Source organism: Photobacterium minamisatsumaniensis, from assembly GCF_050336695.1.
Taxonomy (GTDB): Bacteria; Pseudomonadota; Gammaproteobacteria; order Enterobacterales; family Vibrionaceae; genus Photobacterium; species Photobacterium minamisatsumaniensis.
Map to the genome: position 1 here is coordinate 15,321 of NZ_JAKJSI010000060.1, position 20,640 is coordinate 35,960.

At 41.2% G+C, this 20,640-nt stretch carries 16 protein-coding genes; 8 read left to right on the plus strand and 8 right to left on the minus strand.

Features of this window, described 5'->3' with window-relative positions:
- Positions 1–66: 66 nt before the first annotated feature.
- The 3 genes from L4D78_RS25725 (at position 67) to L4D78_RS25735 (ending at position 2,369) form a co-directional block, all read left to right on the plus strand.
- A complete protein-coding gene (locus L4D78_RS25725) occupies positions 67–855 on the plus strand; it encodes an AraC family transcriptional regulator (RefSeq protein ID WP_428469570.1) in 789 nt (262 codons plus the stop codon).
- 168 nt (positions 856–1,023) lie between these two features.
- On the plus strand, positions 1,024–1,683 hold the full coding sequence (locus L4D78_RS25730) for a DsbA family oxidoreductase (protein ID WP_428469571.1): 660 nt from the start codon (positions 1,024–1,026) through the stop codon (positions 1,681–1,683).
- Positions 1,684–1,781: 98 nt separating this feature from the next.
- Positions 1,782–2,369, plus strand: coding sequence for a TetR/AcrR family transcriptional regulator (locus L4D78_RS25735; protein ID WP_428469572.1), 588 nt, complete (start codon positions 1,782–1,784; stop codon positions 2,367–2,369).
- 166 nt (positions 2,370–2,535) lie between these two features.
- Here L4D78_RS25735 and L4D78_RS25740 read toward each other — a convergent pair whose 3' ends face one another.
- Positions 2,536–4,302: a sialidase family protein gene (locus tag L4D78_RS25740; protein ID WP_428469573.1), complete on the minus strand. Its 1,767-nt coding sequence runs from the start codon at positions 4,300–4,302 to the stop codon at positions 2,536–2,538.
- Positions 4,303–5,022: 720 nt separating this feature from the next.
- Here L4D78_RS25740 and L4D78_RS25745 point away from each other — a divergent pair.
- Positions 5,023–5,691: a tRNA (adenine(22)-N(1))-methyltransferase gene (locus L4D78_RS25745; RefSeq protein ID WP_428469574.1), complete on the plus strand. Its 669-nt coding sequence runs from the start codon at positions 5,023–5,025 to the stop codon at positions 5,689–5,691.
- Between the two features lie 235 nt (positions 5,692–5,926).
- On the opposite strand, the gene L4D78_RS25750 is transcribed toward L4D78_RS25745, so the two are convergent.
- From L4D78_RS25750 to L4D78_RS25760, 3 genes are all read right to left on the minus strand, one after another.
- A complete protein-coding gene (locus L4D78_RS25750) occupies positions 5,927–9,037 on the minus strand; it encodes a response regulator (RefSeq protein WP_428469575.1) in 3,111 nt (1,036 codons plus the stop codon).
- A 392-nt stretch (positions 9,038–9,429) separates the two neighbouring features.
- Positions 9,430–11,271, minus strand: coding sequence for a CocE/NonD family hydrolase (locus tag L4D78_RS25755; RefSeq protein ID WP_428469576.1), 1,842 nt, complete (start codon positions 11,269–11,271; stop codon positions 9,430–9,432).
- Positions 11,272–11,280: 9 nt separating this feature from the next.
- On the minus strand, positions 11,281–12,711 hold the full coding sequence (locus L4D78_RS25760) for a YfcC family protein (RefSeq protein WP_428469577.1): 1,431 nt from the start codon (positions 12,709–12,711) through the stop codon (positions 11,281–11,283).
- 105 nt (positions 12,712–12,816) lie between these two features.
- Here L4D78_RS25760 and L4D78_RS25765 point away from each other — a divergent pair, with 105 nt between their 5' ends.
- Positions 12,817–13,716, plus strand: coding sequence for a LysR family transcriptional regulator (locus L4D78_RS25765; protein WP_428469578.1), 900 nt, complete (start codon positions 12,817–12,819; stop codon positions 13,714–13,716).
- 154 nt (positions 13,717–13,870) lie between these two features.
- Here the strand turns inward: L4D78_RS25765 and yghU are convergent, their stop codons facing one another.
- The 3 genes from yghU to L4D78_RS25780 form a co-directional block, all read right to left on the minus strand.
- Entirely contained in the window at positions 13,871–14,728 is an 858-nt protein-coding gene (yghU, locus tag L4D78_RS25770; protein WP_428469579.1) for a glutathione-dependent disulfide-bond oxidoreductase, read from the minus strand.
- A 167-nt stretch (positions 14,729–14,895) separates the two neighbouring features.
- Complete coding sequence (locus tag L4D78_RS25775) at positions 14,896–15,543, minus strand: DUF3379 family protein (protein ID WP_428469580.1); 648 nt, start codon at positions 15,541–15,543, stop codon at positions 14,896–14,898.
- A complete protein-coding gene (locus L4D78_RS25780; RefSeq protein WP_428469581.1) occupies positions 15,533–16,072 on the minus strand; it encodes a sigma-70 family RNA polymerase sigma factor in 540 nt (179 codons plus the stop codon). The genes L4D78_RS25775 and L4D78_RS25780 overlap by 11 nt, the downstream gene beginning before the upstream one ends.
- Before the next feature lie 336 nt (positions 16,073–16,408).
- Here L4D78_RS25780 and L4D78_RS25785 point away from each other — a divergent pair, with 336 nt between their 5' ends.
- Together L4D78_RS25785 and L4D78_RS25790 are read left to right on the plus strand one after the other, a co-directional pair.
- Positions 16,409–16,813, plus strand: coding sequence for a hypothetical protein (locus tag L4D78_RS25785; RefSeq protein ID WP_428469582.1), 405 nt, complete (start codon positions 16,409–16,411; stop codon positions 16,811–16,813).
- 256 nt (positions 16,814–17,069) lie between these two features.
- Entirely contained in the window at positions 17,070–17,945 is an 876-nt protein-coding gene (locus tag L4D78_RS25790; protein ID WP_428460151.1) for a 5'-methylthioadenosine/S-adenosylhomocysteine nucleosidase, read from the plus strand.
- Between the two features lie 64 nt (positions 17,946–18,009).
- Here L4D78_RS25790 and L4D78_RS25795 read toward each other — a convergent pair whose 3' ends face one another.
- Positions 18,010–18,711 carry a PEP-CTERM sorting domain-containing protein gene (locus L4D78_RS25795; RefSeq protein WP_428469583.1) on the minus strand — a complete coding sequence of 234 codons (702 nt, stop codon included), beginning with the start codon at positions 18,709–18,711 and terminating at the stop codon, positions 18,010–18,012.
- Positions 18,712–19,014: 303 nt separating this feature from the next.
- Between L4D78_RS25795 and L4D78_RS25800 the strand changes: the two genes are divergently transcribed.
- On the plus strand, positions 19,015–19,440 hold the full coding sequence (locus L4D78_RS25800; protein WP_428469584.1) for a hypothetical protein: 426 nt from the start codon (positions 19,015–19,017) through the stop codon (positions 19,438–19,440).
- The last annotated feature ends 1,200 nt before the right edge of the window (positions 19,441–20,640 follow it).

The window sequence follows — 20,640 nt, forward strand, 5'->3', positions numbered from 1 at the left end:
GTTGGCATCCATTACACAATAGGTTACGCTAAACATCATTTCCTGCTATCGCAAATAAGCCATAATATGTCGCATACCAGACAAGAACGTCCTATACCCACGTTCAAAACGTTGCCTCGCCCGGTCTATGCTCGCGTTGAAAACTGGGATGACTCTGGCAGCCACACTCAATGGCATACCCACCATTGGGGCCAATGGTCCTATGCTGTTGAGGGTATATTGGTTGTGCACACTCAAGATGGTCATTATGTCGCGCCACCACAATATGCTATTTGGATACCAGAAGGCGTGAACCACCGAGTTATTTCCAATGGCGCAGCGCAAATGCGTAGCTTGTATATTTCATCAGATCTTCTCAATGAGGCTAGTTGGCACCAGCCAAGAGTATGCAGCATATCGCCACTGGTAAGAGAGCTTGTCTTACAATTTTGCCAGTTTGATAGTCATTACACTCTTAATGGCACAGATAGTCGTTTAGTCCAAGTACTGGTCGATCAGATCTCTTTGCTGCCAACAGCCACTACACAACTCGTCATGCCAAGCGACAAACGCTTGCTCACTATCGCACAAAGGTTACAAGCCGATATTGCTCAGCAAACCGATATTGAGCAACTCGGTGAACAAGTCGGTTTATCAGGTAGAAGTATCAGTCGCCTGTTCAAACAAGAAACTGGGCTTAACTTTCAACAATGGCGACAACGGCTAAGATTATTAGAAGCCTTGAGTCAACTCGAGCATGGTGACCCTGTAACAAAAGTATCATTAGAGTGCGGCTACGATTCCGTATCAGCCTTCGTCTCGGTGTTCAAAAAACAGTTCGGCGCAACGCCGGGGAAGTATTTTCGCCACGCCTAATTTCATATTCCTCACCGTTATCAATTAATTAAACAAACAACTCTAGCCATTCTGAAATTCACCTTTTATGCTTCATCAAAAACACATTGAACGACCGTTCAGATAACTCTATAGTTATCTCAAGTCGACGGGGCAGCCCTTATCAAACCATTACAAAGAGAAAACATCATGACTGAAAAAATTAAACTCGACATTATTTCCGACGTGGTTTGCCCATGGTGTGCAGTCGGCTATAAACATTTAGAAGCCGCCATCTCTGAGCTTGGCTTACAAGATAGAATCGAGATTGAATGGCAGCCGTTTGAGCTTAATCCGGATATGCCATCAAAGGGGGAAAACCTCCGTGAACATATTATGAAAAAATACGGTTCTAGCGCCAAAGAAAGTGCGCAATCAAGAGCCAGAATCACCCAAGCTGGGGCTGAACACGGGTTCACCTTCGACTTCTTTGACGATATGAAAATGGTTAACACACTGGATGCGCACGTTTTGTTAGAATACGCCAAAGAGTCAGGCAATCAAACCGAACTTAAATTACGCCTTTTTAGTGCATACTTCAGTGAGCATAAAGATATCTCAGAGAGAGACACGTTACTTCAAGAACTTCAAACGGTTGGTCTAGATATCAATGAAGCCGTTAGAAGACTTGAAGACCATGCATTTGGTGAAGAAGTACGCAATCAAGAAGCCTATTGGCAACAACTGGGTATTTCAGCCGTACCAACGGTTGTTATTAATCGAGAAAGCGCTCTTACTGGGGCACAAACCGTTGAAACCTATAAGCAAGTACTCAAACAAGTGCTTACCGAGCTTGCCTCAGAACAATAGCCTCATTACCCCTACCTACTTACATCAACTAGAACTCAAAGGCCGCTCAGGTTACAATTGAACGGCCGTTCATAGCTGTTGGAGAGGAACACCACATCATGGCAAAAACTGCGAAATTCGACCGCGACGAAGTCATTAAGAAAGCCACTAACCTATATTGGGAAAAAGGCTTTCACGGGACTTCAATGAGAAACCTGCAGGATGTCATCAACCTGCGTCCAGGTAGTATTTATGCCGCTTTTGGTAGTAAGGAAAGCTTGTTCAAAGAAGCAATTCAACACTACGCAAGTACTAGCCATGATCTCCTTCAAGTATGCCGATCTGACACCAGCTCGCCACTCGAAGCCCTGAAAATATTCATAAAAAAAGCGGTGCTTGATAGCCAACAAACAGCCCCAAGCGGTATGTGTATGCTGGTGAAAACCATCGCAGAGCTAACCGAAGAGCATGGGGTTCTACTCACAGAAGCAAGGCTCCTTCTCGCCAATATTGAAAAGGCGTTTGCTAATGTCCTGCAAGAGTCCATTGAAAAAGGTGAGTTAGACAAATCGAAAGATCCGCATCAACTCGCTAAATACGTCCAAGTTCAAATTATGGGCTTACGAACTTACCTCCGTACTACTGGTAATACTGCGGCTGTTGAACAACTGATTGATAATATGTTTAGCGGTGAGCTGGCAAGTTGAATTTATCATTCTATAACTTCGCAGAATTAAGCCGCCCCAAAAACATAGTGGCGGCTTATTATTAATTTAACTAGGCGAACTCTAAAAAGCCTGCTTATTTAATATTATCTATAACCTCGACTTTTTATTCTGCACTTTATACTTTAAATAACCCATTTCCCCTTTGTTATTTAACCGAAGCTTGTACAGATTTAATTAACATTCCTTCATCAGCTTCTTGACTTGTCGATATAAAATGAAGATAACTAACGCCATTTGGGCTGGTGTTATTAATTTTAAGTCTTTCTACGAATTTACCATTAAGTAAGACTCGAGCAGCCGAGTTTTTCTTCACGCCATTCCAATCTAAGCTAAGGGTATACCAACGGTTTGCTTCGAGTTCATGCTCACCAATTTTCTCTCCTGGAGCAACATTTAATGTATACACAGCGTAGTGCGCCGTTGTTTCATCAACAGCATTGAACAGACGATCAGTGAGGCTGATTTGAGTGCCGCCACTGTATTCATTTAGCATAAAGCGAATATCAACTCGACCGTTCTTTCCATTCGGGAAGTTCCACGTCGCACCGCCTTTTTCATAATTGAGGTCGTTCTCGATATGAATAAGCTCCGAATCACTCACTCTCTTGATTTGCAGCGCTTGATGTTCAGGCTTATCAATAAGATCAACAAGGTGAGACGATTGTTTACGATCATAGCTGACGTGGCCTCTTACCTCAGGGATATAGCTATGAACGGTCCAATTTTCTAGGTCGTTTTCAAAATGATCACTTCGTTCTTTCTCGTAAAGCCAACGCGTATCCATGATCATCAAGCGGCGATGCTCTTTATGTTGCCCAATTGAAATAAGAACGCGATGCTCATCCAGTTCTACAAATTCACTTTGTTGTTTACCCCTATCACCCTTACCCTCTAAAAGTGCATAGTCTTCACTATTACGGTGTTCATCTAAGATAACCTCTCGAAATCCAGTCCATGTTTTACCATCGTTGTTTGAGATTGCAGCATGGTGAGAGTCACGATTGGTAAATACATCTTCCCACATATCATCTTGGGTTCCCTTATGCTCAGGCAAGGGCATCGTATTTGTCCAAAGCGCCAGTAAACGCCCATCTTTCAAGCGGCCGATGGTTGGCATCGTCAATGTACCGAAAAAACGCGAAGGCTGTGATTCTGTCCATGTATCGCCATAATCTGACGAGAACGCTTCATAGTATTGGTCTTGAGAGGTACGTACTAGAATCCAAAGTCGACCATTTCTGAGCTCTACAATTGAGCCTTCAACGCCACTATTGCGCCATCGTACCCCTTGGTGAATCTCGTCTTTTTCATGCGGTGGTGCTGAAATTATGTCTTGAGAAGCGCGCCAAGTTAGACCGCCATCATCTGAAATATGTAATGTTGTGCCTACGCGCATATCGTGTGATGGAATTAAAATGCGTTGACCATTATTCACGAAGGTTGGATTACGCATAATACCACCAAGTGTCAGGAGGTTCTCTTTATCACTTTGCTCCCAGTTATAGTCAAGCTGACCATCTTTAGTAACAGCGGCCCACTCGCCATCAAGTCCTCCATTGGAAATAAAAACGTAGCCATTAATTGGCTGTACTCGGACGTATTCTCCCGTATTTGGGTTAGGGGCAATAGCGGGTGACTCAATTGGAATCCCTCCAAAGTTAGGGGGGTAAGATGCTGACGCCAAGCTTTCTTCCCATGTAAGACCATTATCGGTACTTACCAACATTTTACGGCCTTCGTAACCTTCTCCACCATTATAGTGACGAATTTCATTCTCACTTGCGCGAACTAAACCTCTTCCTGCATCGGCGGGAGGAACACCAACTATCTGTGGTGGCTGAATATCTTCAATGTTTGCAAAAACGGCCTGTGGTAAAAACAGCAACAGCATTATAAATTTATGTAACTTCATTTTTTCCTCCTGATATACAACAAAATAACGCAATTATTTAGACAACTATTAAGATTATTCACGGCCCTATAAGTAGGGCATGATTTTTTATATTTCTTATTTTTCCGATAGCTTGAGTTATCAACCACGTTTACTTTTCACTAACGACGATATGGGAGCTTTAGGAAAGTATCGACTTAAGCTCTTATATCTAGAGGTGGCTTTGAGTCCATTTCTTTTTATATGCGTTAAGCTCTGGGAACAAATAAGCCCCCATAGACAGCTAACACCAATATTGATTATGAAATCAAACTTCAGATAACTTTATCATCAGCAGTATAACTCCATTATGCATCAGCGGAGTTATACTTCAACGTAAAAACCTTAAAACGTAGCTTTACTTCAATGTTTTATTAGTGAGTATTGAGAGAAATGAGATGTTGAGCTAAATAATTGTACCGCTGATATCATGTTGCACTCGCACTGAATAAATTAAATCTAGAATAAAAAATTGAGCGACTTTAGCGCCTACTGAGCCGCCCTATAGAGCACCTTGATCAAACAATATGGTGGGGGATGTGTTTAATTCGCGGGCTTTCTTTCGAGTCAGCTTCACTTCGAACGAGATGTTCCATAGCTGCGGTATTGTTCTGGTACGGCACTTTATTGGCTCCCCTACTTCGCTAAAAGGCTAAAAACCATTACAATGCGCGCGTTTTAAATGTTAATTAGGCATTTCCCGTGAAACTCAGTAAAAGATTGAAAAAAATCGAGCAAATGGTACCACCGAACTATACCCACATTTGGGATTGTTGCTGTGACCATGGACTTATCGGTGCTGCGCTACTGTCTCGGCAAGTTGCCGACAATATTCATTTTTCTGATATTGTTCCGGAACTAATGGTGGCATTGGAAAAAAAACTGCTACGGTTTTATCCCCAATCTACTTGGCAAGTCCACTGCCTTGATGTCGCAGAACTCCCCCTTGAGCACTATGACGGGAAGCATTTGATCATCATCGCTGGTGTTGGTGGCGATTTAATGAGCCAGCTGGTTGAAACTATTCATCAAAGGCATCAACACGCTAATATTGATTTCTTACTGTGCCCAGTTAATCACCAGTTTACGTTGCGCCAAACATTGATTGAACACGATTTTGGTTTAAAACACGAAGTACTCATTGAAGACAATCGCCGTTTTTATGAAATTATGCTCGTCTCATCGACTCGTGGAGACAATGAGAAGATCAGTGCCGTCGGCAGCAAAATTTGGCAATCTGACTCAGCTGAACAAGCTGAAATCGCAACAAAGTACAAAGACAAAACACTGAGTCACTATCGTCGTATTCAACGAGGAAGCACCGCCAACATTCAGGCCGTTATTGATGGTTATAGTGCAATAAGTATTTGAATTAAAAACAAATATAAAGTAAAAGCGAGCGGAAGCAATGAGCGTTGTCTTCGCCATTAGCGAACTTTATTGTGATGTATGCCTATTACCCCCCACACCAACGCAAACCAAGTGGTGGGGGGAACAGGTTTCTGGTTTTACTGACTCACCTGCCAATTAACTACCTCATCGCCTTATCGATACTGTAATGTCTTTGTTTCTAACAAAGCTACCAAGCGGCATGTAATGGTTAATACTAAGTATTTATCAGGCTATTAATTTCATGCAGTAACTTTTCCCTTCTCACTGGTTTGGGAACGTAAGCATCCATTCCTACATCAAAACAACGTTGGATATCGTCATCAACAACACTAGCAGTTAAGGCAATAATTGGGGTCTGCTTCAATTGGTTCTGCTGTTCAAACTCTCGGATTTCTTTTGTCGCTTCGAAACCATCTTTTATCGGCATCATACAGTCCATCAATATGAGAGAAAAAGTCCGGCTCGATGAATACATATCAATGGCCTCCTGACCATTATTCGCTATATCATAAACAAAACCAGCTTTCTTCAAGTGCAGAGAAGCGACTTTTTGATTAACCGCATTATCCTCCACCAGCAGTACGCGCTTACTCGTATTCGACGAATCACTATTCGCCCCTGATTGAGACTCTGTCGCCTTCACTGATTGCTCGATAGAGATAATATCTGCAATTTTTCCTTGGAGTACTTCAGCTTTAAAAGGTTTGGGAATGTAATCGTCCATACCTACATCCAAACAGTGCTGAATATCATCATCAACAACGCTTGCGGTAAGTGCCATAATCGGTGTTCGATGCAATTGTTGATCGGCTTCATAAGCACGAATTTCTGCTGTTGCCTGTAAACCATCTTTCACCGGCATCATACAATCCATCAGCACGAAGCTATATTTACCACCGTCTGTAAACAGCTCAACGGCCTCCTGACCATTGTTAGCAATATCGTAGGTACAACCTGCTTTTTGAAGGTGTAACGACGCCACTTTTTGGTTAACTAAGTTATCTTCGACCAGTAATACATGTGGTGTTTGAACCGGTGTCTTGTCGACGACCTTATTTTGTACCCCGTTCAGAACCAAATGATAACAATGCTGGAATGCCTTGAATAAACGATTACCCAACAAGGGGTAAGTGATGAGTGCATCAATACTCTCACCAAAATCTGTTCCGCCACTGCTCATATTCCGGATTAAACAAATCGTGCGATGTTCACTCCTTAAAGCTTCTATGGTCGTTGTAAGCTCACTCAATGATGAATGATTATCTTCACTGAGTATCACGACTTGTTTACGGCCTTCATTCGCTGCCGCAATTTCCGAAGCATCATCTAACCGAGTATTAATATTAATATCAAAGAACTCGAGTTCTCGACGAATACGAGAGAGCTTCAACACATCGGAGCCAACCAAAATTATATCTACACTTTTGTAGCTTTCTTGAGGGTTGACCAACTTTTCATCTACAGGCAGTGTAAGGGTAAAATAAAATCGGCTTCCGATCCCTTTAGTCGAATCTAAACCAATTTCCCCACTCATCATCTCAATTAATTGGCAACTAATGGCAAGCCCTAGCCCTGTCCCTCCAAATTGCCTTGTGGTTGACTCATCTTCTTGGGTGAAAGGTTCAAATATGCTGGCTTGTCTATCTTCATCAATACCTATTCCAGAATCAGAAACCTCAAACAACAATTTCGCGACATTGTCACTATCTTCCAAACACTTAATCCCAATTGACACCGTACCTTTATCCGTAAATTTCACGGCGTTTGACATAAAGTTCATTAGAACTTGTCTTATACGGTGATCGTCGATAACAACCCGGCTTGGGACTTGTTGGTCGATATTCACATCGATATTAATCCCTTTCTCTTTCACTTTAGGCGCAACAATCGAAGCAATGTCATAAATCGTTTCTCGTATTGCTGTTGAATGGGCACTAATTTGTAGCATGCCTGATTCAATTTTCGAAAAATCGAGGATGTCGTTAATTAAGCTAAGCAATAAGTGGGAGGAGGTCTCGATGGTATTCACGTAATCTTTCTGTGTCGCCGTCAGCTGGGTATCGGCAAGTACCTCTGAAATACCGATGACACCATTTAGCGGGGTCCGAATTTCGTGCGACATATTTGCCAGAAAGCTACTTTTTGCCTTGCTCGCTTGAATCGCATCATTTCTTGCAGTATCTGCTTCTTCCTTTGCTTCAATCAACCTCTGCCGCTGCTCTAGCCTTTCAGACGTCAGGCGTTTCACCTCTTTGGCAAACGTGCTTAGTTCGTCTCGCCCACCCACTTGAACATCCATTGCTGTATGCTCACTGTCTTTAACACTCAAAAATTTCAGCACGAGTTTGAGGTTGCCTGTTATTCTTGTGGTTAAGCTAATACCAATAAGCAATACCAGAAGGAAGAGTGACAAGCTGACAGACATAAAAATGTTTTTCTGCTTGGTAAATGCCTCAATTGACTCTGCAATTTCTAATCGAACTTGCTCTTCAATTTGCGCACCAACCAATTGCAGTCGTGACAGACGGGCATTTAGAACCTCAACGCCCTCTGCCATTTCTTGTGGCTCGAATTCGTTAAGGTTATCACTGGCTAGTAGCTTCGTTCTAAATTCGTTGCTGCGTTGAAAAATAGGATCTGAAAAGGTTTCTAAAAGAAGCTTAACCTGATTTTGGTCTGCATTAATTGCCAAAAATCGATTAAGAAATAATTGCTGGTTTTGAGCTAGTAAGCGAATTTCATTAAGAATCTCGGGGGTACTACGAGTCGAGTAATTAGCAGACAATAGCCATTGGCTAAACCAACCTTCTTCCTGAGACCAGAACATCAACCACTCTAACTGGTAAAGCGCACGAAGGTGATTATCTACTGATTCAAGCAACTCTGAATAATGTATTTTCTCTACTTCGAGCAACAATTGCCGATAGATGTCCACTTGCCACTCGATTAACTCGAGTAATTCCTCACCACTTTCTGCCCCCTTAATTTCTGCTAAGTTCGCGATATAACTATCAAGTAGTAAATTGACTGATTTGGCACTTTCAGTATTACCAAATAGCTGTACCACATCATTACGAACATCGCTTCCAAGCGTACTGTTGAATAACGTTTTTTCCTCAACGATTGCGACCCGATTTGAGAAATGATACTGCGAAAGGTCTTCTAAAAACCGTACGGCTTGCGATGCTTTTTCTAACGAGTTTACCTGAAAGTTTAAATGAGTAAGTTGACGATTACCCAAAAGCAGCAAAAGGCACAACGGCATCGCAACCAATAGAAATAATTTATGTTTTATGAGCAACCTATTCCAAAACTGACTAAGCACTTATCCCACCCTAGAATATTTTTTGTTATTTTCCCTAGATGAAGGATAGAAAAGCCATTTAAAAAAAACAGATCTATATGCAAAAAATAGCATATAAAATATGGTACAGCTCACACTTTAGATAAGTTTATACTTGAAATAGAAAACAAATATGGATATAGGCATACTCCATATCCTCATTACCTCGCTGATAGCCCAGCAACTAGAACTCAAAGTTTACTCAGGTTGGTAAAGGCAATCGCCGAGATTTTCGTTAAACGCTTGGCTAAATAATAAAGCCACCTCTTTTTTACAAGAGATGGCAAAATAAATGAAACATCTTGGTAAAACCAAAGGCTACGGCTTAAGCTTTAAATATTATCAATGTCTGCGGTGCTATGGCGGTCAAAATCCTAATTTTCAATTACCTCTAACATCAATGATGATGAGAGAGCTGAAGAAAAATGGATTGTATTTTTTGCGACTGTCATCAGTTGAGCTGATCCTTCAGGCTCTCCACTGTTAGGATTGACATCGAACTTAGGGAAATTACTACTGGAAATATCAAGTCTCATTCGATGCCCCCGCTTAAATACATTACACGTTGCAAACGCTTCTATCTCAATTTCATACACTTTACCTTGTTGCAATAACTGTGGCTTTTGGTAAGAATGATGATAACGACAGCGAAAGATCCCATCCGAAATATTCATTGCAAAGCCCTGCGGATAATCGTCATTCGGTGGATAAACATCGACTAATTTAGCGGTGAAATCCGTATCTAACGCATCGCTTTCGATAAAGAGTTTTATCATCACTTTCCCTGACACGATAAGATCTTGTGTTAATACTGGCGTTTCAAACACCAACACATCTTTGCGTGCCGATAGCGGTAAGTTGTTCCCATTCGTTCCGAAGAACCGTGGGTCTTCAGTTTGATCAAACGCCCCACCAACAAACACTGGCTTCCCTGATGTTAATGCGCCTCCAATTGTGGGCATAGGATGCCGAGGGTCAAATAAGTAACTCAAGCAGGCAGGTGTTATTTCTGGTTCGTGGCTCAATTCCCCACCCGAACGTAAATACCACTGTTTCATTTGGGTATGTGGTAGCGGCCACTGTGTCGTATGTATCCAACGCCCACCATGATTGAGTTTACCTTGAGATGTTTTGCTCCCATCGCCTCCCCCCATCTGAAACACACTGACTTTGGCTTGTTCCGGTAAATTGGCATCTAATAACCAGCGCCGGAACCAATCGATACGTTGCTGTAACCAGCTCTGTGCCACATTGGTGTCGAATGATGCCTGAGCACCAAATTCAACATCACCACAATGCGTCACATTACGGTCACCATGAAGCCAAGGGCCCATAATGAGTGACACTGGGGCGGTGTTTTGTTCACTCAAGGCGCGGTAATTGTCTAACGTACTTTTCACATAAACATCGTACCAACTAGACATCAGTAAAATCGGGATATCCGGGATATGTTGGTAGCTATCGAGCGTATAAATACCCGAGCCTTTCCAGAAGTCATCAAACGTGCCCGCTTCCCATTGTTCTAATAAATACGCTTCATAATCAGGTAAATGCCTAAGGGGCGAATGCCCGCGCTTCCACGGCATTTGCTTAAACCACTCAATAATATCTTCACTTTCTAGCGCGCGTTTCACGATCGGATCTGCTTTCGCTTCAGGGCTCACTAACGCTTGACGATAGGCCCAAGTGGCTTGCTTCAATTCAAACGCACCTCCTTGACGAATACCGCACTCATAAGCGCTAGAAAAACCGCCTGAATCCAATGCCATGCAAGCTAAACCAGGAGGATTTAAACACGCCATTGCCATTTGTGTATGTGCAGCATATGATAGCCCCATGCTGCCTATTGAGCCATTACACCACGGTTGCTGATGAATCCATTCGCAAGTATCGAAACCATCTTCTGCTTCATTAATATATTTCGTAAAAGTGCCTGTCGACTTATAGCGCCCTCGACAATCTTGAAAAACGCAGACGAAACCGGCATCAGTAAACGCCCGCGCCATTTCTTCTCGTGTTAGCAAATGCCCTGATAAATCCACTTCTGAACGTGATGGTGCAGCTTTGTTATAGGGGGTTCTTTCAATAATAACAGGCCAAGATTGATGTAATGAACCCGCCTCCATACTGCAGTCAAAATTTTGCGGCAGGTACACGTCGGTAGCTAACAGCACGCCATCACGCGTTGCTACCATATTGTCTTTTAATACTTTCATGACTATTCCCTAACCGTAAACCGACAAGCTTATTGAGAGGAAAAGCAACGCAAAGAGAATAATAATTAAAAAGAATGGGAAAATGTACCTTGCCCACTGCCCCCAGCCAACCTGTGCGGTAGCAAGGAAAATCAACAACCCACTTGATGTTGGTGTAATGATATTTGTTGCACCATTACCCATCAAAAATGCCAATACAGTAGTGTGTGGATCGACACCAGCCAGTTGACCTAAAGGACCCAAAATCGGCATTGTCACCGCTGCCTGTCCTGATGTCGATGGGATGGCAACATCAATCACCAACTGGGCAAAAAACATGCCGAAGGCAGCAAACGTCGCATTGTTTTCACCCACTACAGACGAAAGAGCAAAAATAATACTATCAAGTACCTGACCTTGAGCCAGTAGTAGCGAAACAGATGTTGCAAGGCCAATCAACACGCCAGCAATCAATACTTTCTTCATGCCCGACACAAACGCATCGACAGTTTCATTGCTGTTCAGTCCCCCTACGACCGCAAAGATCACTCCTAGCGCGAGGTAATAAGCGGATAGTTCATTATATTTCCAATGCCATGTTTGAGAGGCATACACGAGAAAACCTATCCCCAACCCCAGAATCAGCAATACCAACGCATGGCGTGTAGGAAGTGGAGATGCATCCCATCCCGCTTCGATCGTCACATTCTTCACTTCTTTACGAATACTACGCAATACATAAAGAATACCGACAACCATCAACACAACATAAACCAGCACACGCATTCCCATGCCACTAAAAACGGGAACATCAACCAAAGGCTGTGCAATAGATAATGCGTAAGGGTTGGTTATAGAAGCCAAATAGCCGACTTTAACCGGGATCGCCACAATGGCTAATCCAACAATGCTAGACAAGCCCATTCGGTGGGCCATTGCCACCACCATAGGGATAACTAACAAATATTCTTTTGCCATTCCCATGAAGGTACTGCCCATCGAAAAAACAATCATCATGGCAGGTACTAATAGGTATACATTTCCTTTGGTGACAGACAGCATACGTTCAAGCCCCGTCTCTATCGCCCCCACCTTGTTGAGCACACCAAACATTCCACCGATAAACAGCACCATAAATATCATGCCAGACTGCTTATTGATCGCTTGGGGAATACTGACTAGCGCATCCAACAAACTGACAGCTTTAGCGTCACTGCCTTCAGAATAAATGCCAAGTAGGTTCGACACCGATACGTCTTTTTCTAATACTTGGTAGGTACCAGGAACAATTAACTTTCCGTTACGTTCAAACGCACCTGAATCTAAAAAATAGGTCATGAACACCGCAGCCAACACCACAAAAAGTAGGATGATGACAGGGTTCATGGATTTCTTTTTTGGGGGGGCAACCTGGATTTCAGGTGACAATTGACTTGGCATCGTCGATTCTTTTATTGTCATGTATAAGTTCTCGTTGTCATGTTTACATTTTATCAACATAACAATCAATTATATTCCCTCACAAGGGTATGACAGATCATCATACTCCTATGCAGACAAGGCATTATGAACATAAAACAGCTTACGACTCTCAGGGCGATAATGACGACGGGATCAACAAGTTCCGCGGCTTTGCAGCTAGGTGTATCACAATCAGGCATCAGTCGTTTACTTACGCAGCTAGAGCAAGAACTTGATCTAGCGTTATTTGATCGGAAAAAAGGTCGGTTAATAATTAAGCCTGAAAATAAAAATTTGTTAACAAACGCGCTAAAATCACTCGACCAACTTGAACATCTTTATGAAGAGGCCCAAGAAATCAAAAAAGGCTGTTTAAGCAAAGAAACAATAAAAATAGCCGTTCCTTATACTTTCTCTTCATCTCTAATCCCGCAACTATTACTTCAGCTGCGTCAAGATCACCCTTATCTATTGGTAGAATTAATTACAGGGAATTATTCATTTATCGAAGAATGCGTAGAGTCTGGTAAAGCGGATATTGGATTCACTCGTATCTATAATAATCCGAGATTCAACTACACCCCCGTCGCATCGGGTGCATCAATTTGTGTTATGCCAAGGTCACATGCATTAACAGCCCACCACACAATTACCGCGGAGCTACTGCACGATGAACCTTTGATATTACTTGGTAAGAAGAGTGGTTCTCGCAAAGATATTGATCGTTTTTTTCAGCGCTATCAGGTGACTCCCAATATTATTGTAGAGGCGCACTCTGTGGATGTAGCCTGCTCATTAGTCTCTGCTGAAATTGGCATTTCTATCGTGAACAGCGTATTGCTGCAAGGAGGACAGTATTCCAATATCATTGCTCGGCCTATTATCGACCTTCCACGTTATCAATATGGGTTGATTACCGCTGTAGGTAATACATTCAATACTTTCAATCAGACGCTATACGCACAGATTTGCGATCTAATGCGTGAACATTTAACAAAAAATTAATGGGTTTAGATATACCTCTGCGCCTAGATGAAGTATCTCTGATCAATGAAAGCAGACAGGTAACATTTATAAAGAGGGTTGATGGTACCTGCCAGCTTAAGCCATAGCCATAGCCATAGCCTTAAGTCAAACTGACAGGATAAAAGTATTCGATTTAGGGCTTTAGCTTTAAAACATTATCAATATCTGCAGCACTATGGCGCTCTGGCACCATTTCCCACTCTTCCCCCCAACTTCGATTCACAATACGGCCACGTTGAACGGCTTGGCGGGCTTCAATCTCTTTAGCCCAACGTTGTAAGTGCGTGTACTTTTCAACTTGAAGGAACTCTGCAGCATCGTAAATTCGACCCAGTACTAAGTTGCCATACCATGGCCAAATCGCCATATCAGCAATGCTGTATTCATCACCGCCTATAAAAGCATTCGATGCTAATTGCTTATCAAGCACATCCAACTGGCGCTTAGCTTCCATTGAAAATCGATTAATTGGGTATTCGAACTTCTCTGGCGCATAAGCATAGAAGTGCCCAAAACCACCCCCCAAATAAGGTGCTGAGCCTTGTAACCAAAATAGCCAGTTCATGACTTTAGTTTTTGCTTCGATATTTTCAGGCAAAAAATGGCCAAATTTTTCAGCCAAATAAAGCAAGATAGAACCAGATTCGAAGACTTCAACCGGATTCTCACCGGAGCTATCGACTAAAGCTGGGATCTTCGAGTTTGGGTTAACGCTAACAAAGCCAGACGAGAACTGATCACCATCACCAATATTAATCAGATGTGCATCATATTCGGCTTCAATAACCCCTGCTGCCAATAGCTCTTCCAGCATGATCGTGACTTTTTGTCCATTAGGGGTGCCGAGTGAGTACAGCTGGAATGGGTGCGAGCCGACAGGTAACGCTTGCTCATGCCGTGCACCTGAGTCGGGACGATTGATGCTTGCCCACTCTCCGCCATTTTCACTATCATCAATCCATACTTTAGGTGGAATATAATCGGTACCCATCTGCCTCTCCTAGCTGTGTCTCTTGAGATGATTGTAGTTTTTGAACAAACGTTCAATAACTAAAATCATAATCTGACCATCGATAACGCGCAAGGGTTTTGAACTGTTACTTATAAACCTTTTAGCTATATAACCATGAATAAGGTCATAACCCGCTAGATGAATGACTAGATGACATCCCATTTCATTGCTGCTTTCATCTGTTGGGAGATATCACTCGAAATTGCCATATCATCGCTAATCACGACAAGACTTTGCGTCTCATACGGCGTTTGGACACCACTTACAGAGTCTTCATCAAATGTCTTCTGCCCTTGGCTTTTTTTGGGCACAAGATAAACACTCACACGCTCACCCTGTGTGGTTCCAACTATCATCTGAAATACTGTTTCATCGCCAAAGTTACAATGGTTAACGTAATAAATCTGACCAGGTAAATGCTCAAATTTAGAACCAAATGGCGCAAGCTTCATGTTCACTTGTTCCAATGTGACTCGCTCATTAATATCGTCAAGAAAATCGCCTTGATTGGAAATATGATTCATGGCTAACGGAATGTAGTTGTCGGACTCAAACTGAATTGGCTTAACAGAATCAGTAGTAAACATAACCAAGCTCATTATTATTAATGCCAACCCTGCCCCCCAAACCCCACGACGCCTAGAACGGCATACTGGTACTCCTTCATTGGGAATATCGAGTAACCTCGCTGAAAGCCCTTTAGGGACGTCAATATGAACGGCACCTCTAACCCGGTGTTCATGTGCATCCTGTCTAGCTCTATATTCACTTAATGACGTGACCTTATGCTTCACACCTTACTCCGTTAGTCTCTACATGCTCATCCCTCAGTTGCTTTTTGGCACGTGCTAACCGAGTAAGAACGGTATTCAATTTAAGACTTAGGATTTCCGCCACTTCTTCAGCGGTAAAACCCATAAGTACTTGTAAGAGTAATGGCTCTCGGTATTTATCATTTAGACCTAGAATCTTTTCACGTAGGGTTTCATTATCATCAGAACCTGAATCTTCCGTAAATAGATTGCACTCTTCTATATCAATGTATTCAACAGGTTTAACTCTGAAACGGCGAGCATTCTCGCGCCTTAATATTGTTATCAGCCATGATTTTGCAACTTTATCATCCGCTAAATCATCAATAAACCGCCAAGCTCTAAGGTAAGTTTCTTGCACTAAGTCTTCCGCATCGTGTTGGTTTTTACATAACCAATATGCATATCGATATAAGTCATTTCCATAATCACGTACCAGTAACTCATATCGTCTTTTTCTCGATGAATGTGTTTTCCTGATAAATTTTGTTTTGAATATATTCGTTATCATATAAATTTAGCTATCAAAGTTTAAAGTAGTGTTGTTACTTATGACCGCTACCCCACAAATAATTCATATTATTTTAAATTAGAGGTGTATCTATATATTACATCTCCAATATGATAACAACTCGAACCAAATAAAATATAAATGCCTTTACAATTAGACATTTAACATAAAACACTTTAAATAATAATATTTTTTGAAATAATATACATACCTTCGTGGTCTTTTCTCTCGACATCTATACACACTGGAATATCGAGTATATATAACAATTGTCATCAACATCACCACCGTGATAAACAAAACCTATCAACACTGACTGTAAATAGAGAAATCAATATGGAAAATAAACTAAAGTCGAACCTTTCAATAAGCCTTCTTGCACTAAGAATTGGTATATTTATAGTGTTCCTTTTTTGGGGGTTAGATAAAATCGTATTAACCGAACATGCAATTAAAGTATTCTCAGGGTTCTATGGATTGAATATAAGCCCTGGAGTTATGATTTCACTCGGGATTGCTCAAATCTTATTCTTGATCGCATTTGTATTAGGGCTATGGCGAAATAAAACCTATCTTGCGATCCTCGTTCTCCACCTCGTTTCAACGTTATCAGCATTTGGCAAATACTTAGACCCGTTCAATAACCTCTTGTTCTTTGCCGCGTGGCCAATGCTCGCTGCATGTTTAGCTCTCTACCTATTACGTGATTACGATACTTACACCGTAAAGCTATCAAAATAGGATAAGCAACCACGGTAGAAGCATACTGACTAATGAATCTACAGGTATGTTTCTGCCCCTCTGAAGCACCTAAAAATAAGTTACAACACAGAATGTTAAATTACTCTTTAATATTCATAAAGATATGCAAGTAAAACACATTTACTTACATTTGCGCATAGTGACGCAAACGGTTGCGCGAGGTATATTCCCGCCCAGTTAATGACTAATAACTCATTAACCAACCATGCCCAACCAATTTAGGAATGTGTGTTCTATGTTTACTCTGTCTAAAAAAGTCTTACTTGCTGCAAGTGCAATGATCTTTGCTTCTGTTGCTTCAGCAAACACAGTGAAAAGTGTCACGGTACCTTCGCACGATGCACCCAAGCAGCCAATTCTGATTCAAGGTCCAATGCCAATTGAAGCTGAATATTTTGCTGGCCTTTTGAAAGATGTGAAAATTGAACACACTGGCAACTTTATCTTTTACATTGGTACTTTGAACGATTATCCGATTGTTGTGACCAAAACAAGTAAAGGCGTTGAAAACACAGCGGCTGCGACTGCAATCGCTATTGAGCGTTACAATCCACGTGCCATCATCAACCAAGGCACATCAGGCGGTCACGACAAGTCACTGAATGTTGGTGATATCGTATTAGGTAAGCGTTCATTCAATGCAGGTAACTTCAAAACACCTAGACTTGCTGAAGGCGAAGGTTCAAACCCAATGAACTGGATCCCTATGGATGTTATGGCATCGGAAAGCAGTGCAGGTGAAGGTGATGCAGCAGCAGATGCTGAAAAAGTTCGCTACTACGCAGGTAACAAAGACCTACTTGCTTCTGCGCATGCAGTAAAAGAAACGCACAAGCGCGGTAAAGTTGTTGAAGGAACTATTGCTTCAGCGAATTTCTGGAACAATGAAATTGACCGTATGAACTGGTTACACGAAAACTACGGCACTAGCGTTGAAGAAATGGAAACTGCTTCTGCAGCAATGATGGCTGAAGCTTACAAAGTCCCTTTCCTAGGTGTTCGTATTCTATCTAACAACCTGACCAACAACGGAAAGTACGACCCATCAACAGCAACAGACAACCAAAAGTTTGTTAAGAACCTAGTGATTCACTATATCTCTACGCTGTAATCGTTATTTAAGACTACATACAGAAAGCCCGCTATATAGTTTAGCGGGCTTTTTACCTTTCCGATTAGTCATTAAATCTTCGTCGACTACCTATACCCAATATACCGGCGAGAAATAAGAAAAATGAGGTTGGCTCGGGGATTCGTCGCTCTGCTGCTCCTGCAACGTCTAACCCTGCCCATTCAATAACATAAGTGCCAGCGCTAATATCACTAAATGTTTGTGCGCCAAAAAATTCGCCTAAATCACCTGAAAACGCGCCAGACGCAGCTGCTCGAGAAAATGCTGACCCTTGCGGTTCTTCCCCTCCATTAGCAGATGCACTCGCGTTAAAGACGGGCTCACTAAAGATGATCGAACTAATTTCATCTAAGATAATTGTAATTGTTAGCCCCAAAATCAAACTGGATTCAACCCGACCATTCGTTGCTTCCCCAAGCGTATTAGCATCTGCCTTTATAGCCGCATCATTCGGGTCGTCGGATACAACTTCCCACTCATAATCCCACCTAAAGCGAGCATCCCCTTCAGATGTACCGTCGAAAAAAGTGCGAGAAGATTCTGCCACACCAATTGAGCCACTTTCATCAGAGAGTGAAATCGAAAACTCAGCATCAGCACTCGATTCGTAGCTTGCAGGCATCGGCACAGCCATAGCTTTTAAAGGTATAAATAGGCACATCATTACTAGATACAGAATGGATATAGGCATCAGCATAACCTCAACTACTAAGTCAGATACCTTTTTAAGCAATAAGTATGCCATGCTTGATCCCCAATGTATTTCAGGTACTTACATTGCATTACTTATTGTACTGTTAAATTTACTGACAGATAAAATAACCTAAAACTGAAAGAGCCATTACTGCAACTTCAAACTTGACACTAGACCTACCTATTATTGGATGCAGCGGCGGCTATTAGTCATGCTTAAACCTATCAATGCTATAGACACAACCTATTGGTAAAAATCCAGTAATAAACGAAAATAGCGCGCATATAAAATACCACCAATTAAACAATGATTATATTTAGAATAAAAAACAGAGTATATGGCAATAGGGTTAACATGTTAAACAAACAATTTGAAAACAAAATAAACGAATCATTGGCTAACATACAAGCATTATTAACTATTAACTTTGATACTCCATACATAAAACTAAAAAGAGTTATATTTGATAACGAAAATGTTCCTGAGTTTGAAGTTCATTTTAAAAACCCAATGAACGTAACGGATAAAATCAACTTAAGTTTTGATGAACTTGTTTATTTCATTAAGAATCCAAAAGATTTAATCGTGCACTACCACAAAGAAAGATACATTGATTACCTTGCTTGGCTGAACGATGCTGGTCTGATCCAATGCTCACAGATAACGACTACAGGTGCTAGATGCAAGTGTTTCATCAGTAATAAGACGCACAACCTAACTGAGCATATCAAGCTGAAGAACAAAGGGAGACTATGTACAAGGCATACTGATAAGACCTAAAAAAATGCGGCAAGGATAGCCGCAAATAAATGATATTGGTGTCTATTATATTTAAATCGTCAAACATTTAACCGTTAAGAACGGATGCCCCAAAAATTTTCGCATAAAAAAACCGCCCGTAGGCGGTTCAGTTATTTCTGTCTAATCATCTTAATTTTATAACGCTTTGACAAGCAACGCATTTAAAACACGCTTTATAAGCTAAAATTTTCCACGTAAGTTTCCTTCTAACGCGAACATACTGATTAGACGTACCACATTTGCAAATCATTAACTTTATCCTTTGAGAATTTTAATTAATGATGTTGTGTTCACTTTGCTGACTTTTAGTGACTTATAGGCACATAATCGCATCCATTTATGTGTTTTCTAGTAGTTTCGTCACAAGCCGGCACTTTATAGAGTTATTCAATATTAGAAGCAATAAAAACATATCACTTGAAAAATTGGTTGTTCATTCAATAAACAATTCAGTGTGTAAATGTGTCTAAACATTTAATTTTGAAAATAAATGGTATTAAAAAAACACCTCAATTGACGTTTATTTGTATAGGAGAGAAAGGCTGGCACGAGATAAAAACATAAGCATCCTCGCTCTGCAAAGCTACCTCAACACAAAAATCGATAAATGATCGCAAACTACTAAAATGCTTACATAGCATCACTATTTATGTCGTTAAATATGCTGACAAATTACAGTATCTTAGGAGTGAGTAAACTTTGGGCATTGGTTCTTTATTATCTTTAGTATTAACACGTGCTTCGGCATCAGAAAGTATACAGGACTTACGTAGAGCAACTAAGCGATAGCTAGCTCACTGAAGCCGTTGGTACAAATTAGCTGTAATTGGAACATAATGGAATTCCACTCAAAGCGCTCAAAAAAAGAACTCCTGAGTGGCTACTATTCACTCAAAAAAGCATGAAATTAAAAAAAATGCCTATCTAAACAAAATAAAACATACCTAAAACACATAATAAGAAGCTAAATTTTACATAGAAGCGAAATTGTTTGGCCAAAAATGCATGCAAAGACAAACAAATAAAAGTGTGATGCCAGACGTTAAAAGCCCAAATAATAATACAATATCACCTCTAAACTGTATCCATAACTCAGCATGGCATAATAATAACCAATCAACACGTGTAACAATTAGTCTCATTTCCAGAAAGAATATTAATAACTATTAATTTATGTTT